The organism is Gracilimonas sp. B-17, from assembly GCF_056857935.1.
The window spans coordinates 1,382,547-1,404,189 of sequence record NZ_JBSXOA010000012.1; the positions used below are offsets into that span (position 1 = coordinate 1,382,547).

At 41.5% G+C, this 21,643-nt stretch carries 18 protein-coding genes; 7 read left to right on the forward strand and 11 right to left on the reverse strand.

Features of this window, described 5'->3' with window-relative positions:
- Window positions 1–7: 7 nt before the first annotated feature.
- The 5 genes from lepB to AC13FX_RS14390 form a co-directional block, all read right to left on the reverse strand.
- On the reverse strand, window positions 8–562 hold the full coding sequence (gene lepB / locus AC13FX_RS14370; RefSeq protein WP_482881562.1) for a signal peptidase I: 555 nt from the start codon (window positions 560–562) through the stop codon (window positions 8–10).
- 30 nt (window positions 563–592) lie between these two features.
- Window positions 593–1,678, reverse strand: coding sequence for an NHL repeat-containing protein (locus AC13FX_RS14375; protein ID WP_482881563.1), 1,086 nt, complete (start codon window positions 1,676–1,678; stop codon window positions 593–595).
- A 49-nt stretch (window positions 1,679–1,727) separates the two neighbouring features.
- Window positions 1,728–2,003 carry a hypothetical protein gene (locus AC13FX_RS14380; protein ID WP_482881564.1) on the reverse strand — a complete coding sequence of 92 codons (276 nt, stop codon included), beginning with the start codon at window positions 2,001–2,003 and terminating at the stop codon, window positions 1,728–1,730.
- A 25-nt stretch (window positions 2,004–2,028) separates the two neighbouring features.
- Window positions 2,029–2,457, reverse strand: a complete 429-nt coding sequence (locus AC13FX_RS14385; protein ID WP_482881566.1) for a MauE/DoxX family redox-associated membrane protein — start codon at window positions 2,455–2,457, stop codon at window positions 2,029–2,031.
- A gap of 100 nt (window positions 2,458–2,557) precedes the next feature.
- Window positions 2,558–2,869, reverse strand: a complete 312-nt coding sequence (locus tag AC13FX_RS14390; protein WP_482881567.1) for a helix-turn-helix domain-containing protein — start codon at window positions 2,867–2,869, stop codon at window positions 2,558–2,560.
- Between the two features lie 294 nt (window positions 2,870–3,163).
- Between AC13FX_RS14390 and AC13FX_RS14395 the strand changes: the two genes are divergently transcribed.
- Window positions 3,164–3,313 (forward strand): hypothetical protein, encoded by a 150-nt coding sequence (locus AC13FX_RS14395; protein WP_482881569.1) that lies wholly within the window; start codon window positions 3,164–3,166, stop codon window positions 3,311–3,313.
- A 137-nt stretch (window positions 3,314–3,450) separates the two neighbouring features.
- On the opposite strand, the gene AC13FX_RS14400 is transcribed toward AC13FX_RS14395, so the two are convergent.
- Both AC13FX_RS14400 and ald read right to left on the reverse strand, forming a co-directional pair.
- A complete protein-coding gene (locus AC13FX_RS14400; RefSeq protein ID WP_482881571.1) occupies window positions 3,451–3,666 on the reverse strand; it encodes a hypothetical protein in 216 nt (71 codons plus the stop codon).
- Window positions 3,667–4,095: 429 nt separating this feature from the next.
- Complete coding sequence (gene ald, locus AC13FX_RS14405; protein ID WP_482881572.1) at window positions 4,096–5,211, reverse strand: alanine dehydrogenase; 1,116 nt, start codon at window positions 5,209–5,211, stop codon at window positions 4,096–4,098.
- A gap of 219 nt (window positions 5,212–5,430) precedes the next feature.
- On the opposite strand from ald, the gene AC13FX_RS14410 reads away from it, so the two are divergent.
- A complete protein-coding gene (locus AC13FX_RS14410; protein ID WP_482881573.1) occupies window positions 5,431–7,845 on the forward strand; it encodes a zinc-dependent metalloprotease in 2,415 nt (804 codons plus the stop codon).
- 49 nt (window positions 7,846–7,894) lie between these two features.
- Here the strand turns inward: AC13FX_RS14410 and AC13FX_RS14415 are convergent, their stop codons facing one another.
- Complete coding sequence (locus AC13FX_RS14415) at window positions 7,895–8,182, reverse strand: hypothetical protein (protein WP_482881574.1); 288 nt, start codon at window positions 8,180–8,182, stop codon at window positions 7,895–7,897.
- Window positions 8,183–8,334: 152 nt separating this feature from the next.
- Between AC13FX_RS14415 and AC13FX_RS14420 the strand changes: the two genes are divergently transcribed.
- The 5 genes from AC13FX_RS14420 to AC13FX_RS14440 all read left to right on the forward strand — a co-directional run bounded on the left by AC13FX_RS14420 (window position 8,335) and on the right by AC13FX_RS14440 (window position 19,399).
- Entirely contained in the window at window positions 8,335–10,428 is a 2,094-nt protein-coding gene (locus AC13FX_RS14420; RefSeq protein WP_482881575.1) for a sensor histidine kinase, read from the forward strand.
- Between the two features lie 9 nt (window positions 10,429–10,437).
- Window positions 10,438–12,216: a FecR family protein gene (locus tag AC13FX_RS14425; RefSeq protein ID WP_482881576.1), complete on the forward strand. Its 1,779-nt coding sequence runs from the start codon at window positions 10,438–10,440 to the stop codon at window positions 12,214–12,216.
- A 4-nt stretch (window positions 12,217–12,220) separates the two neighbouring features.
- Entirely contained in the window at window positions 12,221–16,426 is a 4,206-nt protein-coding gene (locus AC13FX_RS14430; protein ID WP_482881577.1) for a PKD domain-containing protein, read from the forward strand.
- A gap of 106 nt (window positions 16,427–16,532) precedes the next feature.
- Window positions 16,533–17,885 (forward strand): Trk system potassium transporter TrkA, encoded by a 1,353-nt coding sequence (gene trkA / locus AC13FX_RS14435; protein ID WP_482881578.1) that lies wholly within the window; start codon window positions 16,533–16,535, stop codon window positions 17,883–17,885.
- Window positions 17,885–19,399: a TrkH family potassium uptake protein gene (locus tag AC13FX_RS14440; protein ID WP_482881579.1), complete on the forward strand. Its 1,515-nt coding sequence runs from the start codon at window positions 17,885–17,887 to the stop codon at window positions 19,397–19,399. The genes trkA and AC13FX_RS14440 overlap by 1 nt, the downstream gene beginning before the upstream one ends.
- 39 nt (window positions 19,400–19,438) lie before the next feature.
- On the opposite strand, the gene AC13FX_RS14445 is transcribed toward AC13FX_RS14440, so the two are convergent.
- The 3 genes from AC13FX_RS14445 to AC13FX_RS14455 all read right to left on the reverse strand — a co-directional run bounded on the left by AC13FX_RS14445 (window position 19,439) and on the right by AC13FX_RS14455 (window position 21,626).
- Window positions 19,439–20,092 carry a carboxypeptidase regulatory-like domain-containing protein gene (locus tag AC13FX_RS14445; RefSeq protein ID WP_482881581.1) on the reverse strand — a complete coding sequence of 218 codons (654 nt, stop codon included), beginning with the start codon at window positions 20,090–20,092 and terminating at the stop codon, window positions 19,439–19,441.
- 42 nt (window positions 20,093–20,134) lie between these two features.
- Window positions 20,135–20,701: a hypothetical protein gene (locus AC13FX_RS14450; RefSeq protein ID WP_482881583.1), complete on the reverse strand. Its 567-nt coding sequence runs from the start codon at window positions 20,699–20,701 to the stop codon at window positions 20,135–20,137.
- 121 nt (window positions 20,702–20,822) lie between these two features.
- Entirely contained in the window at window positions 20,823–21,626 is an 804-nt protein-coding gene (locus AC13FX_RS14455; protein WP_482881584.1) for a hypothetical protein, read from the reverse strand.
- Between the last annotated feature and the right edge of the window lie 17 nt (window positions 21,627–21,643).

The window sequence follows — 21,643 nt, forward strand, 5'->3', positions numbered from 1 at the left end:
AAAACTTTCAAAATATGCCAACAACTTTACCAATTATTTGGTCTTCATGGATGAAACCCCAGAACCGGCTATCCATACTTCTATTGTAATTATCACCAACAAGAAAATAATATTCAGATGGAACAACCAAATGATCTTCATTCTTATAAGCAAACATGAATGTATCATGATTTGCTTTTGTATTTTCGAGCAGGTAATCAAAATAAACATTTTCTTTAGTTGAATCTTTTAAACTGACTTGAAGTAAATCATATACCGTATCGTGAGGAATTTCAATCTGATTAATAATCATGGAGTGTTTGTTAGCGAATAATGTATCACCAGGTTGACCAACAACTCTTTTAATAAAAACGATGGGTTTGGTATTAAATATTTTAGTAAACGCAACAATGTTATTTTGACGAATGCTTTTCCCTAAATCATAATTTAATACTATTACATAGTCCCCTTTCTTAATTGTTTGAGACATAGAATTACTTTGAATCTTATAAATTGAAAAGCTATATCGGATAGAAATTGTAATTAATGTTACCACTATAAAGTATATGAGTAACTTTTTCATCTATGTAAACAGTTAAAATTGCTGGCTACTTTACTGTAATCCTTCAATATTATAAATTTTCAAATCGTGCCCTTCTTTAGGATTAAATTCTATTGATATGAGTTTATTATTTTGGATATAAATTTCTTTAGCAGGAAAAGGTATCTTAAATGTAAACATATAATCACCAGTGATTAATGAGTAGACATCTACTCCATATATATCCCTATCTGTATTTCTTGATCTACTTACTAATAATAAATCAGAATCATTTAGAAAAACTTCACCATTTATACGAGGTGCATCCGGATTAAACCTTGTCATTCCATCATTTAAATTAATGAACAATGGTTCTTCAACTAGTACGTCAGATGCGGTCCTAAAAAACTCTATGTTACCGGCTCTATCATATTTCCTCAAAGTCCCTGTAAAGTCTCCAGAATAAATTAAATCACCTTCATAATTACAGATTATATCTCCTGTAAGCACATAAGGATATCTTTCTTTGTCTTTTGAAATTTTTTGAAATGTATTTGATAAAATTAACTCACCATTTTGAAAATCATATTGGTGAAGAATTCCTTCCTTATTATCGTATCCGTTACCGTATTGCGTTGAAAGGACATATAAAATCGTATCATTTGAGTTATTAACACTGCAACTAGCTATCTGATCAGGTTTAATAAATCTATTATTTAGGCTATATGTATACTTCAATTTTTTACTTTTTAAATCCCAAATATCAATTTTTCGAAGATCGATATCTGCAACCCATAGCATATTATTTTCTCCTAAATACATATCGAATGGTGATTCATATTCTCCTGGTCCTCTCCCCCTACTGGTATTTATCTTCATGCTATTATTTAATTTACCACTCTTAAAATAATAGACCTGTCTAGTTCCCCATGCCATCATTGCAATATCCAATTGCTTGTTAACTGTCATAGCATGTGGATAGAAAATACTGTGATCGTCTAGATACGTAGAATCTTCCAGAGTAAACTTTATGGATTTCCAGTTACTATTATCTTCAAATTTTTCTTGTGAAGAATTTGTAAGTATAGTTTCTGAATTTTTTTGTCCCATTAATGTTACAGGTAGAAATAGAGCTATTACGAAAATTATATTTTTCATTTGCTTAAAATGTTTGAGTGCTCAATTATATTGAGCACTCAATTAATATTTATTTACTCAAGCTTGGAAAATCACCTTTTTCACTACCTACACAATCTTTGGTAATTCGCCAACCGAAAACTTTAACAACTGTAGTTGTGCCACAATATCCGGGATTACCATCACATCCGGCATCGCCACAGGGACCCGCATATGCTTCTTCAATACCTACAATATTCTCAAGTGAACGTGTTTCTGAATCTGTAGATTTTAGTTGAAATCCACTGACTAAAAAAACTAAGGTTAACATTGCTATAAATTGACTTGTGTAATTTTTGATCTTCATGATATTACCCATTTTATTTTATGTTTTATTTTACCCCGATAGGAGTTTCTTTAGATTTAAAAACTGCCCCAATAATAGTTGTGGCCATCCCGAACAAAAATGTATTTCTTAATACCATAACCCCATCGAAATTTCCGTAAGTAAATTCACCGAGGCACCCACATACTAGCTCCCAGTTATTTAAATACCCCACTATGCTGATCAATAAAAATATTGAACATAAGGCACCTACAAGTGTAGCAGTCAGCCGTGGTTTATAACGAGCGATTAGATTCACCCCAAGCACAATTTCTATTGCTGAAGCTATGTAAACGAAAATGGTAGCGTTGTTTTCACTTAGTAGATCGAAAAATAGAATTACTTCTATAAGATTATCCGGTGAATATATTTTTAAAATACCCGCAATAAATAAAACCCCTCCCAGTATCCATCGAAAGTACTTAATAATTGACATTTTCATCTTGACCATGAATTAATTTTAAGTTCCACTCTTATTCTAAAATCCTAGGATATAATAGACAAGTACTTCTATTCCCTATTTTTACTCGTAAATTTTACTCCCCGTTTTTACACTTTCTTGGTGCTTTACCTGTATGACGAACTATAAATTTATTTAAGGCTTTTTCGTCCCTTAACCCTATCTCAAGTGCCAATTCAAAGCAACTGATGTTGAGATCTTCTTTGATTAACCACTTAAACCTGGCAACTTTTAAATTGATAAGAGCTTGCTTCGGTCTGACTTTATAATGGTTTCTAAAAACTCTCGAAAAGTATTTGGCAGATGAATACCCCAACTTATCTGCCCACTCTGTTACCGTTCTTATTTCTTGTAAATTTTCCCGAGCAATTTCAATAGCCCGATCCATTGGTACCTTCATTGACCCATTTATTTTGTTCCCGTTTTTATTAAAGTTTGCTCACACAAACCACTAACCCAGTCCTTCCAATGGTTGAGGGCTGCATTCCTCAAATAGCGCATCATTGCCAGTGGTATTTTCCACTACTTGTAAGAGAAACAAGACTGCGAAATGTTACACTTTACTAAATATTATTTTTGAGTATTTGATAGTAGCTACAAAATCAGCCAAATAAATTCTACATACCATCATTCGGCTCATTCTGTTTAGGAGAAACACTTTGACTACAAAACGAGCCGGGTGATGGAAAGCACTACGGCATTTTCTGATTTACCAAAGTCCATCCGTTGTGACCTTAAGCCACCATTCATCACCCCGTTCTCTCCTTTGCTGAACGATCATGTGGTTAAGACCGGACGGAATGATGGATTTGGAGGTTCTTCCGGTATTTAAATTGCATTCAGGTGTCCACCCCGCACCTTGCATCTCTTAAGTCTTAAAGCGAGCCTTAAAATTATGATCCGTTATCCAAAACCTATCGAGCGCTGACTTAAGAGTCTTTGCAGAGCAAGTCTCTGATTTGCATACTGTCAGCCAGGTATTAAATAGAATAGAATGCGTTGCCCATATTGGAAGTCGGAGACTTCCTGAGCAACTACTTTCCAGTCTCCGCTACGCTCAAGACTGAAAAGATAATTTGGGGGACTGAAAAGTTCCCAGGGAATATTCAATATTCCATCAACTTTAGAAAAAAGAGCGTTAAGAAGATAACGGAATGAAGCGTTAAGAAAGAAATCAAACCGCATGGTACTTAACTTACCTGCAAGCCCGTTTATGGAGCATTGATTTCTTTTAGTGAAATGGAGTCAGCTTTAGCTATTTTTTCGCAGTCGGGAGCTTTTGGTTCTTTTGTCGGCACAAAAGAACAAGGAAGGTGAAAATGGGAAATTAGTCTTTCCAAGGCATTGGAAGCTTGAGCTTCCAGGACTGTGTTCCGAAAGTGGTAAGGGAATTTTATTCGCAGATCGATCTATCGGTCCTCGGAGCGTTCGGTCTTGGCCTCAGACCCGTAACGCTTGAAGGAGCTTCGCACGCTTCAAGGTTACTCTTTTCGCGCCGAATTCAACAATCGGTCAAACTGACTTTACCCCTCAAACCACATAAATAAACTATCCAAAACAAAAAAACCCGATCATCATAGATAACCGGGCTTGAATCTATTAGTGATCAGATGTTCAGTTCAGTACTGAATCCACATCTTCCCAGGCCATGTCGAACGCTTCGGCCACATCTTTATAGACGATAGAACCATCCGCAATATTCAATCCTTTCAGTAATTCAGGATCATCCTTGAGGGCTTGCTTCCAGCCTTTATTAGCCAGTTGTACCGCATATGGCAGGGTTACGTTTGTTAGCCCCATGGTTGATGTGAAAGGAACCGCACCGGGCATATTTGCCACACAGTAGTGTACAATACCATCCACTTCGTATACCGGATCTTTGTGTGTAGTTGGTTTTGAAGTTTCAAAGCATCCGCCCTGATCGATAGCCACATCCACGATAACCGTACCAGGTTTCATGAGCTTAAGCATATCTCTAGTGATCAAATGTGGAGCCTTGGCACCCGGGATCAACACGGCACCGATCACCATATCCACCTGTGGCAGCATTTTGCGGATGTTGGCTTCGGAGGAATACATGGTGGTCACATTCTTTTCCATCACATCATCCAGGTATCGCAATTTAGGCATGCTGATATCCATGATCGTGGTCCTCGCTCCCATACCGGCGGCGATCTTAGCGGCATTCACACCTACAATACCGCCTCCCAATACCAATACATTTGCCGGAGGTACACCGGGAATTCCTCCCATCAATACGCCGCGGCCGCCTTTAGGTTTTTCCAGATATACGGCCCCTTCCTGTGCGGCCATTCTGCCTGCTACTTCACTCATTGGAATAAGCAATGGTAATGACCGGTCAGCTTTTTCTACCGTTTCGTAAGCAATGGCTATGGATTTGGATTCAACCACGGCTTTGGTAAGGGCTTCCTCAGCGGCGAAGTGGAAATAGGTAAATATGATCTGTCCCTCTCTCATTCTTGGATACTCAACAGCGATGGGCTCTTTCACCTTCATGATCATCTCTGCTTTTTTCCAGACTTCCTCTACATCATCAATGATCCTGGCGCCGGCATCAATATACTGCTGATCCGAAAAACCGCTTCCAACTCCGGCACTTTTTTCGATCAGAACCTCGTGTCCGTTTCGTTTTAACTGCACTACACCGCCCGGCTGAATGGCAACTCGATTCTCGTGTGTTTTGATCTCTTTTGGGACTCCAATAATCATGATATTAGATTTAATTAGGCTGTTATTTTTTGGGACGCAAAGGTAGGTATTTTTCAGGAAAACTGGTTAATGAAACTTTCAGTTCACCTCAAATTCAGAGGAATGTTATTTCATGTTAAAGCTTTTATCCTTTTGTTAAATACTCCTACATTTACCTCCTATAACTTTTAACCAATGAAATTAACTATGCCAAGATCCTCTTTTAAATTTTTCGGGGTAATGCTGCTGTCAATAATATTTATTTCAGCATGTACCGGCTCCAAACAAGCAACTAACGGTAATTCAAACAGTAAAAGGGCCACTTCTTCAGGTAATGGAGACAAAGCCTATTCCAGCGTTATAACCAAAGATGCGGAGACCGATAAAGGACTCTTTGATGTACACTGGGTAGATGACAAACTTTATTATGAAATACCTGATTCCCTTTTAAATCGTGAAATGCTATTGGTGAGCCGAATTGCTGAGGTCCCAACCGATTACTTTGGGTTTTTCTCCGGGGGATCAAAAACAGCGGAGCAGGTCATTACCTTTGAGCGTCAGCGAGATAACATTCTTCTAAGAAAACAATCCTACAATGCCGTAGCTGCTGACACGCTGCCAATTTACCAGTCGGTGAAAGCCAATAACTTTGCTCCTATCCTGGCTTCTTTCCCAATCGAGGCCATGAATGATGATTCTACCGCTATGGTCATCGAGGTCACGGATTTCTTTACTTCTGATATTGAGGCGATCAGTGGAGCCATCAGCTTTTTGAGACGACAGTATCAGGTGCGCCGATTGGATAGCGACCGAACGTACATCGAAAGTGCGAAAAGCTTTCCGGAAAACATCGAAGTTCGTCATGTGCTCACCTACAACGCGGGAAACCCTCCTTCTGATGAGCAGACCGGCACCCTGTCTATGCTGATGAGTCAGTCGATGGTATTGCTTCCCAAAGAACCGATGCGACCCAGGTATGAAGATTATCGCGTGGGCTGGTTTACCGTTGATCAGATCGATTATGGGTCAGATGCCCAAAAAGCTGAGGAAAAAAGTTATATTCGCCGCTGGCGTCTGGAACCAAAAGATATGGAAGCTTACAAACGAGGCGAACTGGTTGAGCCGGTTGAACCCATTGTGTATTACCTTGACCCTGCTACACCTAAGAAGTATGTACCCTATGTAAAACAAGGGGTTGAAGACTGGAATGAGGCGTTTGAAGCCGCGGGATTTAAGAATGCAGTGATCGCCAAAGAAGCCCCGACCCCGGAAGAAGATCCGGACTGGAGTCCTGAAGATATTCGATACTCCACCGTACGCTGGGTTGCGAGTACAATTCGAAATGCGGTGGGACCAAGCGTGAGTGACCCCCGAACCGGTGAGATCATTGAAAGTGATATTGTATGGTACCACAACCACATGCGGTCTTACAGAAACAGATTGATGATCGAAACAGGCGCGGCCAACCCGGCTGCACGTCAATTACAGCTGGAAGATGACCTTATCGGTGAGACCATGCGCCGGGTTATATCACACGAAGTAGGTCATGCATTGGGATTACCCCATAACATGCAGTCCAGTTCAGCTTATCCGGTGGATTCGCTACGCTCCGGTACATTCACACAGAAGTATGGTATTGCCACTACCATCATGGAATATGCCCGTCAGAATTATATTGCTCAGCCCGGAGATGAAAACATCCGTTTCATTCGCAAAATCGGCCCCTATGATAAATACTCTATCAACTGGGGATACCGTGTAATACCTGAAGCAAAGACTCCTGAAGATGAAAAACCGATCCTGGACAGCTGGATCATGGAGAAAGCCGGCGATCCGGTCTATCGTTTTGCCTCTTCTACGGGATATGATCCCTCATCTCAAACCGAAGACCTGTCCGATGATCCGGTTAAAGCGAGTACTTACGGTCTCATGAATCTCAAACGCGTGGTCCCAAACCTGATCGAATGGACTTCCACACCGGGTGAAGGTTATGATGACCTGGAAGAGATCTATGGCGAACTGGTATTCCAATGGGCGCGCTATGCCGGTCATGTTTCGACCAATATTGGTGGTGTATATCAGAACAGAAAGAGTTCTGATCAGGAAGGCTATGTTTATACGCCCGTTACAGAAAGTTACCAGGAAAAGGCCATGGCATTCCTGAATGAGAATGTCTTTAGCACTCCTGATTGGCTGCTTGATAAAGAGATCCTTCGACGTATCGAACATAATGGAGCTCTTGAACGCGTCAAGAACCTTCAGGCCAGGATCCTGAATGATGTGATGGCCGCCGATGTCATGATCCGTCTCAATGAGAATTATGCCTTTGAAGGTGAAGAGGCCTACTCTCCATTGGAGATGCTTTCGGACCTCAGACAGGGTGTTTGGAGTGAGATCTATGATCACGAGGCTGTAGACCCTTACCGAAGAAATCTTCAGCGCATGTACATCAATAATATTGCAGCCGCTTTCGAGAATGATGAATCAGGTCGGGTGGATATTGAAACCTCTGATATTCGTCCCTTGCTGAGAGTGGAATTGAATACACTCAATGAAGACCTCGAGCAGGCCAGCTCCCGGATCTCAGATGCACTGACGAAAGCTCATATTGAAGATATTCAGAATCGAATAAGTGATGTTCTGGATTCAGAATAAGTAGCAGATAATTTTACATGGAAAAGCCTCTTTTAGCGAAGAGGCTTTTTTATTTTTTCTTCAAAATTTTATGTATCCCTTTTTCTGTGATCTGAATATGGCCATATAAAAACGGTCCCCCAATGGATGCAATAGTTATCAGATCACGTCCTTCAAGATATTGTAACAGATTTTTTAGTTCAGAACGATCCGATCCCATTTCCTTCACCAGATCTTCAACCGGGATTTTGGTATCCGTATCATTATCACACAGATCTGACAAGATCGCCAGTAATTGTTTCGCTCTGTTATTAAAATCTCCGCCTATAAGCATAACTGAATGTATTAGGTTGGTCAAGAATCACCATCCTAGCTAAAGAAAAGGTTAAGAGAATGTTATGCATTTGTTAACAAGTAGAATTCGGCTTCATTTTCCCAACATTACAAAACCTTAATAAAGTGATCGATTATTTAGTTTAAATGATCTTTATGTATTAATATTAGGCGATTATGCTTAACAATCTCACACTCAGGAAGCGGATCTTCATATTCTCTTCCATGCTGCTGTTATTGGCTTTTACCCTGATATGGATCTTTGTGCGCCCGCAATACAAAGAAGCCATCATCAATGAACGCACAACCATTGTGTCGCAGCTTCAGGAATATTCTCTTCAGCGGTCCGATCAGATCATACGAAACTGGCTTAATGCTTCCAATTATATGACGGAGCAGATAAGTGAAGATCCCGGTCAAACGCAGGATATCATGTCAAAGACGCTGAACCTGACCCCTGGCCTGATGCGTATAACGATCACCGAAGAGGGCTCCACAGAATCCGTTGACATACGGAGATCCATTTACGATGAGATCGATTTTACTAATGTGACATACGAGTGGATGCCATCTAAACTTGATCCCGGCATCAATGTGAGTTTTAGTAGCATCACTGATTCGGAAAAATTCTTTTTAGTGGCACGCCAAGCTATTCAGATCAGTCAGATCATCTATTTTGTTGACATGTATTTTGATGCCACAGACATTGTGAATGATCTGATCCAAATTCCTCTGGGCGGTAGTTATTCAGCAAACCTGATCACAGAAAATGGTCTGTCCCTTTTACCCTCAGTCAATTTGACCATACCTGAAACTGCATTGAACGATGTAGGGTATTCTGACCTTAGCACATCCAATATTGATGATAAAGAGTGGTTCATTCTCAGTTCCAGGTTTGAGACTCTACCCTATTGGCATACTGTAGCCGTTGAGGATGCTTTCATCCTGAAGCCGGTATATGACCTGATCACCTATTCTCTTATTACGGGGGCCGTAATTTTACTGATATTGTTCTCGTTTAGCTGGTATGTAAGCCGAAGAGTGAATCAACCTGTCGAACAGATCATCAGTGACGTTGAATACATGAGCACCCTCAATTTTGAACATCCCATTCAACCTGTGACCCTGCCCGAATTCAGCCTCATGCAGACCACGCTTGAGAATATTCGTCTCACCCTGGAGCGCTACCAGCGCATTAATGTGGAGAAGATCATCCTTGAGGAATGGAAGAACCGGTACATGATGACCTACTCCGATGACCTTATCGGTATCCTTGATTCAGAAAAGAAGTTCAGTTTCCTGAATAATAACTTCAAAGAGTTGCTGGAATCGATGAACCTGGATCCTGACGATACACACCTCGGAGATCTTCTGGTACATAAGGAGGTTACAATGAACAAGCTCGAGCAACGGGTTCATAATCCTGATCCCTATACGGTCAAGATCAATATCTCAGAATTGGCCCATTATCAGAATGAGAATAAGAGTGATTATTATGATTACCAGTATGTTTCCATCATCGACCAGGAGGATAAAGAGCAGGCTGCCCTGATCATTCTGCATGACAAAACTGAAGATCGCCTCAATGATATGAAACGCAATGATATGATCAATATCATTGCTCATGAACTCAAAAACCCGATCACCAGTATCATGGGGCTTTCGGAAGTGCTACAGGATACTACTTTTACTGACCCAAAGGAGCGCAATAACCTCATCAACGAGATCCTGTTGTCAGGACAACGTATGAAAACACTTGTAAACCGCTTTCTCGATATACAGAGGATCGAATCGGGCCGTGCAAATATTGAGTTCAAAGAAGTTGATATGTATATGATCGCTGAAGAAGTTAAAAGTGTTAACCGTCCACTCCTTGCCAAGAAAGGGGTTGATGCTGAGATCGTTCGTGAAGGACGCGGTTTCAAGGTAAAAGCTGACAGGGATCTGGTTTTTGATGCCGTTCAGAATTTATTGAGTAATGCCATTAAATACGGTGAACCCGGCAGAACTATTGAATTAAAAGTATCGAACCGTCCCGATTCAGTAAAATTAAGTGTAACCGACTTTGGATATGGTATTAGCCTTGAGGAACAGAAGAAAATATTTAATAAATTCTACCGGGTTAAATCAAATAAAAAAGCCGCGCGTGAAAACGGGACCGGCCTTGGGTTAGCTTACGTTCGTGAGATCATAAATATTCACAACGGGGAGATCGAACTTGAATCAAATGAAGCTATTGGCTCACGATTTACGTTGATCTTCCCGAAGTAATGGGTAGAAATGAAACTGAGATATATTAAAGTCATTACCGGCTTTATTGCTGCCATGGTTATTGGTAATGGGTTTGCCATAGCCCAGGGTAACTCTGTCTCTTTTAAAGCCAATGAACTGCAAAAGATCGCCGAGGAATATACGGGCAGTACCGTCAACTGGCCACTTGTGGTTTCACTCGCAAGTCATGATACGGATGCGAACGTATTCAGCATTACCCCCTCACAGATACAGGAATTACAAAACTTTTCTCAAATACACGCTACAATTTCAGCACAGAAAGAGAGAATAGGTGTTTTGATAACCAACGGTGCCACGGTTTTTGCTTCTGAACAATACCAAAATGTTCAACAACTATTATCTGAGTATAACAAGGCCGTTAACGATGGGGATGTTGAGCAAGCATTTTCTACTGGCCGAAGCATCCCTGCAGCTGTAGATGACATGGAAATTGCCTTAAACGAAAACCGGGTCGTGGATGTTCAAGCTCAACTATCCCAAAAAAGAGGACGCGTTGATAAACGCACAGGGTTACTGGGATCTTGGGTTGATGCTATGAGAGGAGACCTCTTTGCTCAGTCGGATGGTATCAGAACCTTTTCTGAAAGCTATGCTCAACTTTCTTTTGTAGATGGAAGTGATATTCAGGTTGAACCGAATACTGTGGCTGTGATCAGAAAATCGCGCATCGATCAGTTAAATAATGCTACCGATACTGAGATCACCCTGGAAGATGGCGGATTGCTTGCCAAACTATCTGCTGCCGGAAAAGATAAAAGTAAATATGTGCTTAATGCGGGCTCTTCTGTTTCAGAGCTTCAGACGCAGAATTTTTATGCTGAAACGGAGGAATCGGGACTCGTAAAACTGACCAACTATGACGGGCAAGCGATCGTAAATTCAAATAACGTTACCGTTACCATTCGGCAAAATGAGGGAACCGTTGTTGAGCGTGGTAAGGCTCCCTTGAACCCTGTCAAATTACTTCCTTCTCCGGAACTCGCCTGGAGTACTACAGATTCTGTGGTCAGTGACCTGCCGGTTGTTTTTGCATTCAGAGCTATTCCGGGAGCTCAGTCATATAGATTACAGTATGGCTCTGATCCAAGTTTTACCGATGATATAACTGAAATTAATACAACCAATACCTCCATCCCATTTGATAACCTCCCGATGGGTATGACCTATGTCCGTGTTCAGGCGATTGATGACCTGGGGTTGCGAGGTCCATTTTCCAAAACTGCCCGTATCATCAGAACCGAGGATAAAGTACCTCCACCGATCTTCATTGATGAAATGAATAATGAGCTGCTGTTCGCTGTAGATAATACTATAATCATAAATGGTGCCACAGAACCTGAAGCCCGATTTATGATCAATGGTAACCGAATTCCTGTACAAGCTACCGGAAGGTTTTCATATCAAACCAAAGTAAATGGCGATGAAACCTCCCTTCAGTTATCATCAACAGACCCATCCGGAAATACAACCCGCAAATCAATTAGGGTTGTTAATTTAACTGAGGAAAGGGTATTTAACTTTAAATTAAGAAGTGCGTCAGGAAACAACTTGTCTTCTATCCGTTCCGGTTCTACAACATTTTCAGGTAACTTATACCCTGGCCTTCAGGTTATTTTAAGAAATAACACATCAACCAGATCCGTTAAAACTGATTTTAACGGGAATTGGGCTGTTACGTTAAGCCTCGACCCCGGTGATCTTGAGATCGAGTTTAAAAATGCCGTAACCGGTGAATCCTATTTTTCGAATTCATATTCTGTCGAATAATTCTATGACGAAAATTTCCATCAGATTCTTATTTATCCTTTCAGCAGTTTTATTATTATCTGCACCTGCTTTACAGGCACAGGACCTGTTTGTTGCCGTTTCAGGAGATCAAAGTGATAATACCCTTTCAAACATAGATCTGTGGATCCAACCGGAAGAAAATGCCTCACAGGGGGAACTCCAGATCTTTGACGCATCAACCGGCAGCCGATTCGATCAACTTAACGGTAATGCCAATACCCTGACTACATTCGAAGTATATAATTTTAATGATCTTTACAGACTTGTAGATGGGCACCCTGTCAAAAGAGATATACCTGGAACTCCGCTCCTGTCTCTGGATGTACGAAATGAGCCTGCTTACACTAATACCTGGCAAAAACTGTATGACATTTCAGGTGGGAGAAACGGATATATTTTACGAACTAAAGTTGATGCCGGAAATGACCTCAACTCTTATAAAATCAGAGTCGTTTCCTCAGCGGGTATTCAGAATACAAACTGGAATTTACTAAGTCTCGATCTCTCACTCAGAGTTTTTGATCTTACAAATGGTCGCGCTCTACAATTGAAGCCATTTGTAATGACTGATGACATATCCGGGCTCAAGCTGAATTCACATGATGATCTGAATATAAATATACTGGATAATTCTGGGCGACCTTATAAGTTGACCGGTACAGGAACTGTTGAGTTGCCATTACAAGCCCAAAATGAATGGGTTCTTTCAGTTGGAGGAAGTGGACAGACATCTTCGGTATTTTCTTTGATTAATTCTGATGATCCGAATATCTGGCTATTGGACCCCGTGTTTACTCCCTTTCAGGATCCGGAGATAACGATCCAACAAAACCCAACACAAACTTGTACGGAGAAATCATTTGAACTGAAGAGTTCTTTTCTCAATTCCTCTGATTTCAGAAATACACGGTGGCAGGTCAATAGTGAGACCATAGCTACAGGTGTTAATCCTACGATTTTATTTCGAACCCGCGGTGAAACCAACCTAACCGTCAGAATACCCAACAACATTTTTTCGTTTCCAAAGGAGTGGGTTCTGCAAAAAACTATTCAGGTCAACGAACCACCTATAGCTCGTTTGAACGTTCCTAAAACAAATATTGCACGTAGCGAGGTAGTTACACTCTCTGCAGCTCAGTCCTACGACCTTCAGGGTAAAACCTTGAATTATTTTTGGTTCGTCAATGGTGAACTGCAGGCGACTTCCTCAACATTCAATTTTTCTGCCACACAGCCCGGCAGTTATATCATCTCCGTTCGTGTAAATAACGGCGGCGATGTCCCAAACTGCAGTAACAGTCAGAGACAAGTTCGCATAGAGGTTTCAAATGAGTCCGTTGTGACCGATCAGGCTGATCCGTCAGGTCGTCAAATCGTAGCTCCCAACATTACCTCTACCGGAAAGATAACCCTCAGCTATAATAATGGTGAAACCCCTCTCCCATCAAATTATAACTATACCTGGAACATGGGAGATGGTACAATTCTTACAGGGCCGGAGATCGACCATACCTATCTGCAACCGGGGACTTACGAGGTCACTCTTACATTGGATGATGGCAGAGGTCAGGCAAACAGTGCCCGGGTTAGAACCCATACGATCATCGTTAATCAGTTTCCTGAAGCTGTATTTAACTTGTCGGAGATCGTACCGGCCGGAGTTCCATTTAAACTCGATGGAAACAATAGTTTTGATGAGGATGGTATCATTACCAAATATGAGTGGTTTCTGGATGGCGATGCTTTTGCTAATGGACCAGAACCTGAGGTCATCATCAATGAACCGGGAGACCATGTCATCACACTAAAAGTTCAGGATAATTCCGGAAATAGGATCGCACAGAGTCTGAAAAGCCGGAATGTGTGGGTAAACCATGCTCCGGTTATCAGGTGGGGTGTTGAACCTGAAATAATAGCTCCCGGTGCCGAGATCACATTAGACGCCTCAAAAACCTACGACCCTGATGGAGAAATAGAACGTATTGAATGGACTTTTGAAGATGGGAGAACTTTTCAGGGGCCTGAAGCAAAAATAAGTTTCCAGGAAAGTGGTATTCACTACTTCACAATTTCGGCAACTGATAATCAGGGTATTGCGAATTCCACAAAGACCGTTGAAGGTACCATTAACGTCAACCATACCCCATATATCGTTACGGAGTCAGTGATCCGGTCGAATTCACTTGATGTAACACTTGATGCCACTTCAACCTACGATGCAGATGGTGATCCCCTTAATTTTGAATGGACACTGCCTGATGGATCAAAACGTTCTGAAGCCAGTTTTAGCTGGAAAGCCCCTGAATTCGGAGTCCATATATTTAATTTGAAAGTGAATGATGGATCTGGCCTTGAAAATAGTCAGGCCCAAAAAACTATTCGTGTTCTGATCAACCGTCCGGTTCAGGCCGTGGCTGATTCTGTGGTTATCTCGTGTGCCGGACAAACCATATTATTTAACAGTTCACAAAGTTACGATCCCGATGGGGATGCCTTTGATGTGCAATGGGATTTTGGCAATGGTGACATTTCTGAAAGTGCCAATCCATCTTATGTCTATGACCGTCCGGGAACATATGACGCAGTTCTGAGCATGACTGACGGTATCTCCAACCAAACGACGGTTACCAAAATACCTGTTATCATCGAAGGTTCTCCGGTTGCCAAAATGAATATATCAGACACCACAGTTTGTGTTGATACTACCTTAGAGTTCGACGGTTCAAACAGTGTAGACCCATCCGGTGCCCTGCCCTCCTTATTATGGGACTTTGGCGATGGAACCATTGAGACGGGTCCAAAGATTCGTCATGTCTTTACTGAAGCCGGTGTATTTCCTGTAACCCTAACTGTTGAGGGCTCTGGATCGGTCAATTGTGGAAATACTAATCAGGAACGGGCAGTGGTTAGAGTCATAGAAGGGCCACAAGCAAAATATGAGGTTCCTGAGTGGATAGAACCCGGAGAGACCGTGCGCCTCGATGGAAGTAATTCAACCTCAGAAGAAGATCTTGATGTTATTGAATGGCATATTCAAAAGGATGACAGCCTGGTCGAAAGATCCGGTTTAATAGCTGATCATCAATTCACTGAACCTGGAGAGTATCTGGTAACTCTTAACCTTCAGACAAGTTCGAATGCAACCTGTAATTCGGCAAGTCTGACCAAATCGATCAAGGTCAATGCCGCTCCCATTATTCAATGGGAGCTTCCTGAAAAAGTAGCAGCCGGAAGTGATATCGAGTTAAATGCAATGAATTCTTATGACCCGGATGGTTATATCAAAGAGTATAAATGGTATCTGGATGGCAACCTGATCAGTAAAAACGCCGCTCAACTCATCAAGGCTGTCGATTCAGGCCTTCATACCGTTCGGTTGGAGGTTACTGATAACAGTCCCACAACAAACAACCGAACTACTGTTCAAAAGACCTTCATTGCCAATAATGCACCCAAACCTCAGATCAGAACCTCAAGAGTAGGTTATATAGGTGAAGCGATCACGCTATTTGCCAGCCCTGACAGAGATGCGGATGGGCAGTCAGTGATAAACACCTGGAAAATTGACGGACAGCCGATCGAAAGTAACGTATTCACACCAACTGAAGCTCGAAAATATCTAATTACACTTTTACAGAATGATGGACAAAATGCTCCTAATTCAATTGATTCAGCCATAGTTCAGGTCACTCCAAAAGATATTCCCAGAATATTTCCAAATTACCCAAAATCGATCATTACCGGAAGTTCTCTTAGTATTAATGAACTCGGTATCAGCTCAGAGTGGAGGTTCCGGAATGGAAATGGATTTAATACTTCCTGGACAGCGAGAGATACCGGAAAGCAAGAACTTCGGTTATATTGGTTTAAAGAAGGCGACCCCATCTACTATCGCACATTTCCTATACAAGTGAAACCGGTACTGTCTTTTGATAATACTCGTTCTAACCAACGATTGAACTTCACACCGGCAAACCCTGAAGTTATAGTCGATGCCCCGGCTATTAATCGTACACTGAGTGAAGTCAGGTTTACCTGGCTCACAACCGATGACCGTGTAATAGGATACGGGCCAAAAATGGAACTGACTCTGACAAAAGGGGAAAACCGGTTCAAGGTCAAAGCAGAAGATATTGACACGAAGGGTTCACAGCCTGTTGAAACAACTCTCATCATTATTGCAGAATAGATCAATCAAGCCATATTAGAACGTTTCTATGTTTTTATAATCATTTTCTTTTGAACTTAAATCATGGTAACATTGAATGCTTTTTGAAAATGAAACCAACTGACTTTTGAAGATAGTAATTATTGGTGGCGGAGAAATTGGCTATGACCTGGCCAGTGTACTGTCATCCGAAAAACAAGATGTAACGGTACTTGACCGTGATAAAACAGCATTGTCAAGAGTTGCGGATTCACTGGATGTTTTAACTGTTGAAGGCAACGCTACTTCTGTAAAAGACCTGGTTTCTGCTTCTGCCGGAGAAGCAGATATTCTGATATGCGTTACTAGTATTGATGAAGTTAATATGATAGCCGGTATGATCGGTAAGCGACTGGGGGCTAAGATGATCATTGCCCGGATACGAAGCGATGAGTTCTCTGATGAAAATGCCCCCCTTACCCCCTCTGATCTTGGTATTGACGTCATGATCCATCCGGAACTGAGTGCCGCCCATGAGATCGCTCAATTACTTAAACGATCTTCAGCCAGCGATGTCATAAACCTTGCCGATGATCGTATGCAACTTATTGGGATCCGGCTTGAAAAGAATTCGCCTCTCATAAATAAATCGCTCACAGAATATGCCGCTTCATATCCTGAATTAACATTCAGGGTGGTTGCTATTGGCAGACGTGGCCGAACCATAATACCTACCGGTTCTGTCAAACTTCAGAATTATGACCAGATCTTTATTCTTGCTGAAACGCAGAACATTAATGAAGTCATTAAAACCACCGGAAAGAAAGAACGTGAACTCAATTCAGTGATGATAGCCGGGGGTTCGGGTATGGGAGCAATGATCGCGAAGCTTCTTGTGGAAGATCCTGCAAAAAACTGGTCTGTAAAACTGATAGAGCCTGATTATGATAAAGCCGAGCAACTGGCTATTGATATGAAGGGCATCATGGTGTTACACGGGAACCCAACGGACCCGGACCTTCTTGTCACAGAGGGTATTAATGAAATGGATGCGTTTATTGCTGTTACCGATGATGAGGAATCAAATATTATCTCATGTCTGATGGCCAAACACCTTGAGGTCAAAAAAACGGTAGCCCTTGTTTCAAAACCGGATTTCATACCACTAGCTCAGACCATTGGGCTGGATGCGGTCATTAATAAGAAAGTAGCTGCATCTAATGAGATCCATCGCTATGTGAGGCGTGGGCGAGTCATCTCAGTTACTGAGTTAAGAGGGATCAAGGCAGAAGTGATCGAACTGCAGGCTACCAAGAATTCAAAGATCACTAAAAAACCGATCAAGAAACAAAATTTACCGGAAGGTTGTGTGATCGGGGGCGTATTATGTAACGGAGCCGTTGAGATCGCAACCGGAGAAACACAGGTTAACTCCGGTGACCGCGTTATGGTATTCTGCCTGCCTTCAGCTGTTGATCGTGTAACCAAGCTATTTCAATAATGACCTCACTCTATAAAAGTAATGCACCGCGCGCCAAGATCGATTTCCTGGTTGTTTTAGGTGTACTCGGGGCTTTCATATTCTTTATGGGATTTGCATTGCTAACCCCTGCCATCATCGATCTTGTCTACGATCAGGATACATGGCATTCATTTGTCTTATCGGCCGGCATTGCATTTACAGTTGGGGGAGCACTATGGTATTTCTTTAAACCAACTCAGGAATTACGGATTCGTGAAGGTTTTTTGATCGTAAGTTTAACCTGGCTTTCTTTATCCCTTGTAGGAGCATTACCCTTTGTGATATCCGGGATCCTCCCCTCTTTTACAGATGCTGTTTTTGAAACCATGAGCGGCCTTTCTACCACAGGTTCAACCATTTTGGGAGGTACCACTTCTGATGGTTTCATGAACCCCCAGATCGAGGAAATACCTAAAAGCTTTTTGTTTTGGCGTTCACTGGCCCACTGGCTGGGTGGTATGGGTATCATTGTACTGTCTTTGGCTATTCTTCCTCTACTGGGAATTGGTGGAATGCAGTTGTTTCAGGCTGAATCTCCGGGGCCCACTGCTGATAAATTGACTCCACGGGTACAAGAAACCGCCAAATTGCTGTGGGGTGTATATGTGGCCTTCACAGCTGCTGAGTTCCTTTTACTTTGGGTTCACCCTTCCATGGATTGGTTCGAGGCTATCAATCATGCCTTTGCAACCCTCGCTACCGGTGGGTTTTCAACTAAAAATGGAAGTATCGCCTCCTTCAACTCAGCCTATATCGACTGGGTGATCATTTTATTCATGTTTCTGGCCGGGGTTAACTTTGCGATGCATTTCAGGCTGTTTAAAGGTGATACGGAATCCTTTTTCAATAACCGTGAAACAAGATTCTATACACTAATTATCGGCTTTGGTATCGTGGTTATCTCCGGTTCACTATGGCTGGCAGACAATTATGATATTTTGGAAGCTCTTCGTTATGGAGCCTTCCAGGTATTGGCCATCGTGACAACAACCGGATTTGGGACCGATGACTATGAACTTTGGAACAGTTTGGGGGCTTTTTTCTTATTTCTGTTATTCTTTACCGGGGGATGTGCGGGTTCTACCGGAGGTGGAATTAAGATGATCCGCTGGATGATCCTGATTCGAAACACAGGCCGTGAGATCAAACAGATCATGCACCCAAAAGCGATCCTTCCTGTTAGAATCGGTGATCAAACCATTAGTCAGAATATTCAGAGGACCGTATTAAGTTTTTTCATCCTCTATATCTTCATATTTGCCACAGGAGCCCTTATCATAAGTCTGTTCGGCTACGATATCATGTCTTCCATCGGAGCGAGTATAGCAGCCATTGGGAACATCGGTCCGGGCTGGGGAGATTTTGGACCAACCGATAATTTTGCCGGCTTACCCTATGCCGCAAAGTGGGTTCTCATTATGCTGATGATGGTGGGGCGACTTGAGATCTTTACCGTGCTGATCATCTTCTCTCCTGCTTTTTGGAGACAGTGATATTCAGTATACAGTTAGCAGTAAACAGTGATCAGGTTGTTAGTTGGTGCCTGAATCATCATTGGAGCCTTCTGAGAACCAGGTTTTTTCGATGAGCACATCACTGGCCGTTTCTGAACGGATGTATTTTCTGAATTCCCCTGAATTCTTTTGATCTACCTTGAGGTCGGTTCCTGCTGCGTCAAAATAATAAGAATTTCCTCCGGTTATGATCTCAAAATAGACCTCATACTCATCCACATCGGTGCGTTCGCTAATGTTTTCCACTGAATATTCCACTTCCACAAAGGAACTGTCACCACTTTGTGCATTGAACCAGGAATCAACGGTAGCACGCAGTACGTTATCCTCGGCCGGCAACTCCTCCTCTTCAGGTTCCAGTAAAATATCTGCCCGAACGCTTTTCCATCTTGGTACTGATACGCTAACCGAATTATTCAAATAGCCCGGTTTTCTTGCCTGAACTGTATAACTGCCAACCGGTGGTTCAGTTATTTTGAATGACCCATTATTTTCTGTAAGAATAGCTTGTGTAGGTGGTGTGGTGGTAATATTCACCCCAGCAATACCTTCCCCGGTTTCACTGTCTATTACTCTTCCATTAATTACACCATATTCATCGACCCCAACATTATCTTTTGCACAGGATACCAATAATAGAACCAACACTATCTGAATTAAAACTGCCTTCATACTTCGAAAATTTACGTCTGTTTATCTGTTTAAATGAGGTAATTAGTTATAGTTTTCAATAAGGATGCCCATGTTTTGCCCTGTTTGCTCAATCGACATTGGTATTCCATTGGTACCACGTATCTCCAGGCCAAGGCTAGACCCATTTTGGATGTATTGTCCCTGATAGCCGTCTGCAACTTTAAATCGGTTGAAAAAGTTATAATCACCACGCTGAATTAAACTGAATTCATTTTGATCCCCTATAAAGGTCAGGCCGGCTGCATTCCAATTCCCGTCCTGTTCGATACCGATATCATTTTGGTTACCTACAATATTTATAATCGCATAATTATTGCTTCCCCTTTGAGTGATACTCGCAATATTTTCATTGCCGATCTGATTGATTATTGCCAATTGATCTGCTTGTAAAATAGAGTTTATGAACGAGCCAACACCTGTGTTAAAATGACCGGCTGTCACGTAATCCTTACTGAATTTTTTCACCGCATCGTTATGCTCTATGGAAACTTGTTCCGGAAAAACATCAACCTCCCTTTCCACTCCCTGAGCTAACACTGCATTAGTGAGAAGACCGCTGAATAATAATGATATCAGTACTTTTTTCATGATCGTAACCTACTGTAATTGGTTAACTTCTTCCGTTAGAATTTGTTAGTGAATAGGCAACAACCCTATCAAGGCTGTTGCCAGATTAATTAATTGTATAAGTTACTTTATCAATTATTTTTTATTGTTGTGATATACTAGTTACGTTTCCATTACCTAATACAGTCGCATTTGCATAGTTAGAAGCACCAACTTGGCTTACATTGTACCAGTTACTATCTCCAGTAACCATTATATTGGCAAAGTTGCTATTACCTTCCTGATACAATTTACTTTGCGAAGCAGATGTTTCATTATTGGCACTTCCATCTACGTTAACTAAACCGATATTATCATTACCAATTTGTTGAGCATTGATACGATTAATGCCTCCGTTCAATAAACTAACTGTAAGATAATTCCTGTTACCTTCTTGAAGAATTCTGGCAACATTGCTATTTCCACCACCCTGCGTAACATTGGTAAAATTGCTATTTCCTAACTGGTTGGCGTAGATCTGATTATATTGTGAATATTGATTCACTCTGAGATCATTATTGTTACCAACTTGTAAGGCTCCTTCAGGATCTGCAGTATTATATGAATCGTTAAATCCTTTCAGTGAATTTCTATTCAATTGATCTATATCAGCATAATTACCATTTCCTTCCTGAGTTAATTCAGCATAGGCTGTTCGGAAATTCGCACGAGTATCAAATCCATCTTGGAATATACTGGCCACGTTATTGTTACCATCCTGTGTTAAGAATGCATCATTTTCGCCACCAATTTGTTCGATATCCGTCCAGTTTGAATTTCCAACTTGGTTTATATTTGTAATATGATCATCACCATCCTGATCAGTGGTTGCTTGATTATTATTTTGTGCTGCAACCGTACAAGTTGTGAAAAGTATAGCAGCAAGTATTGTAGTTAGTCGTTTCATATTCTTTCAGTATTAGT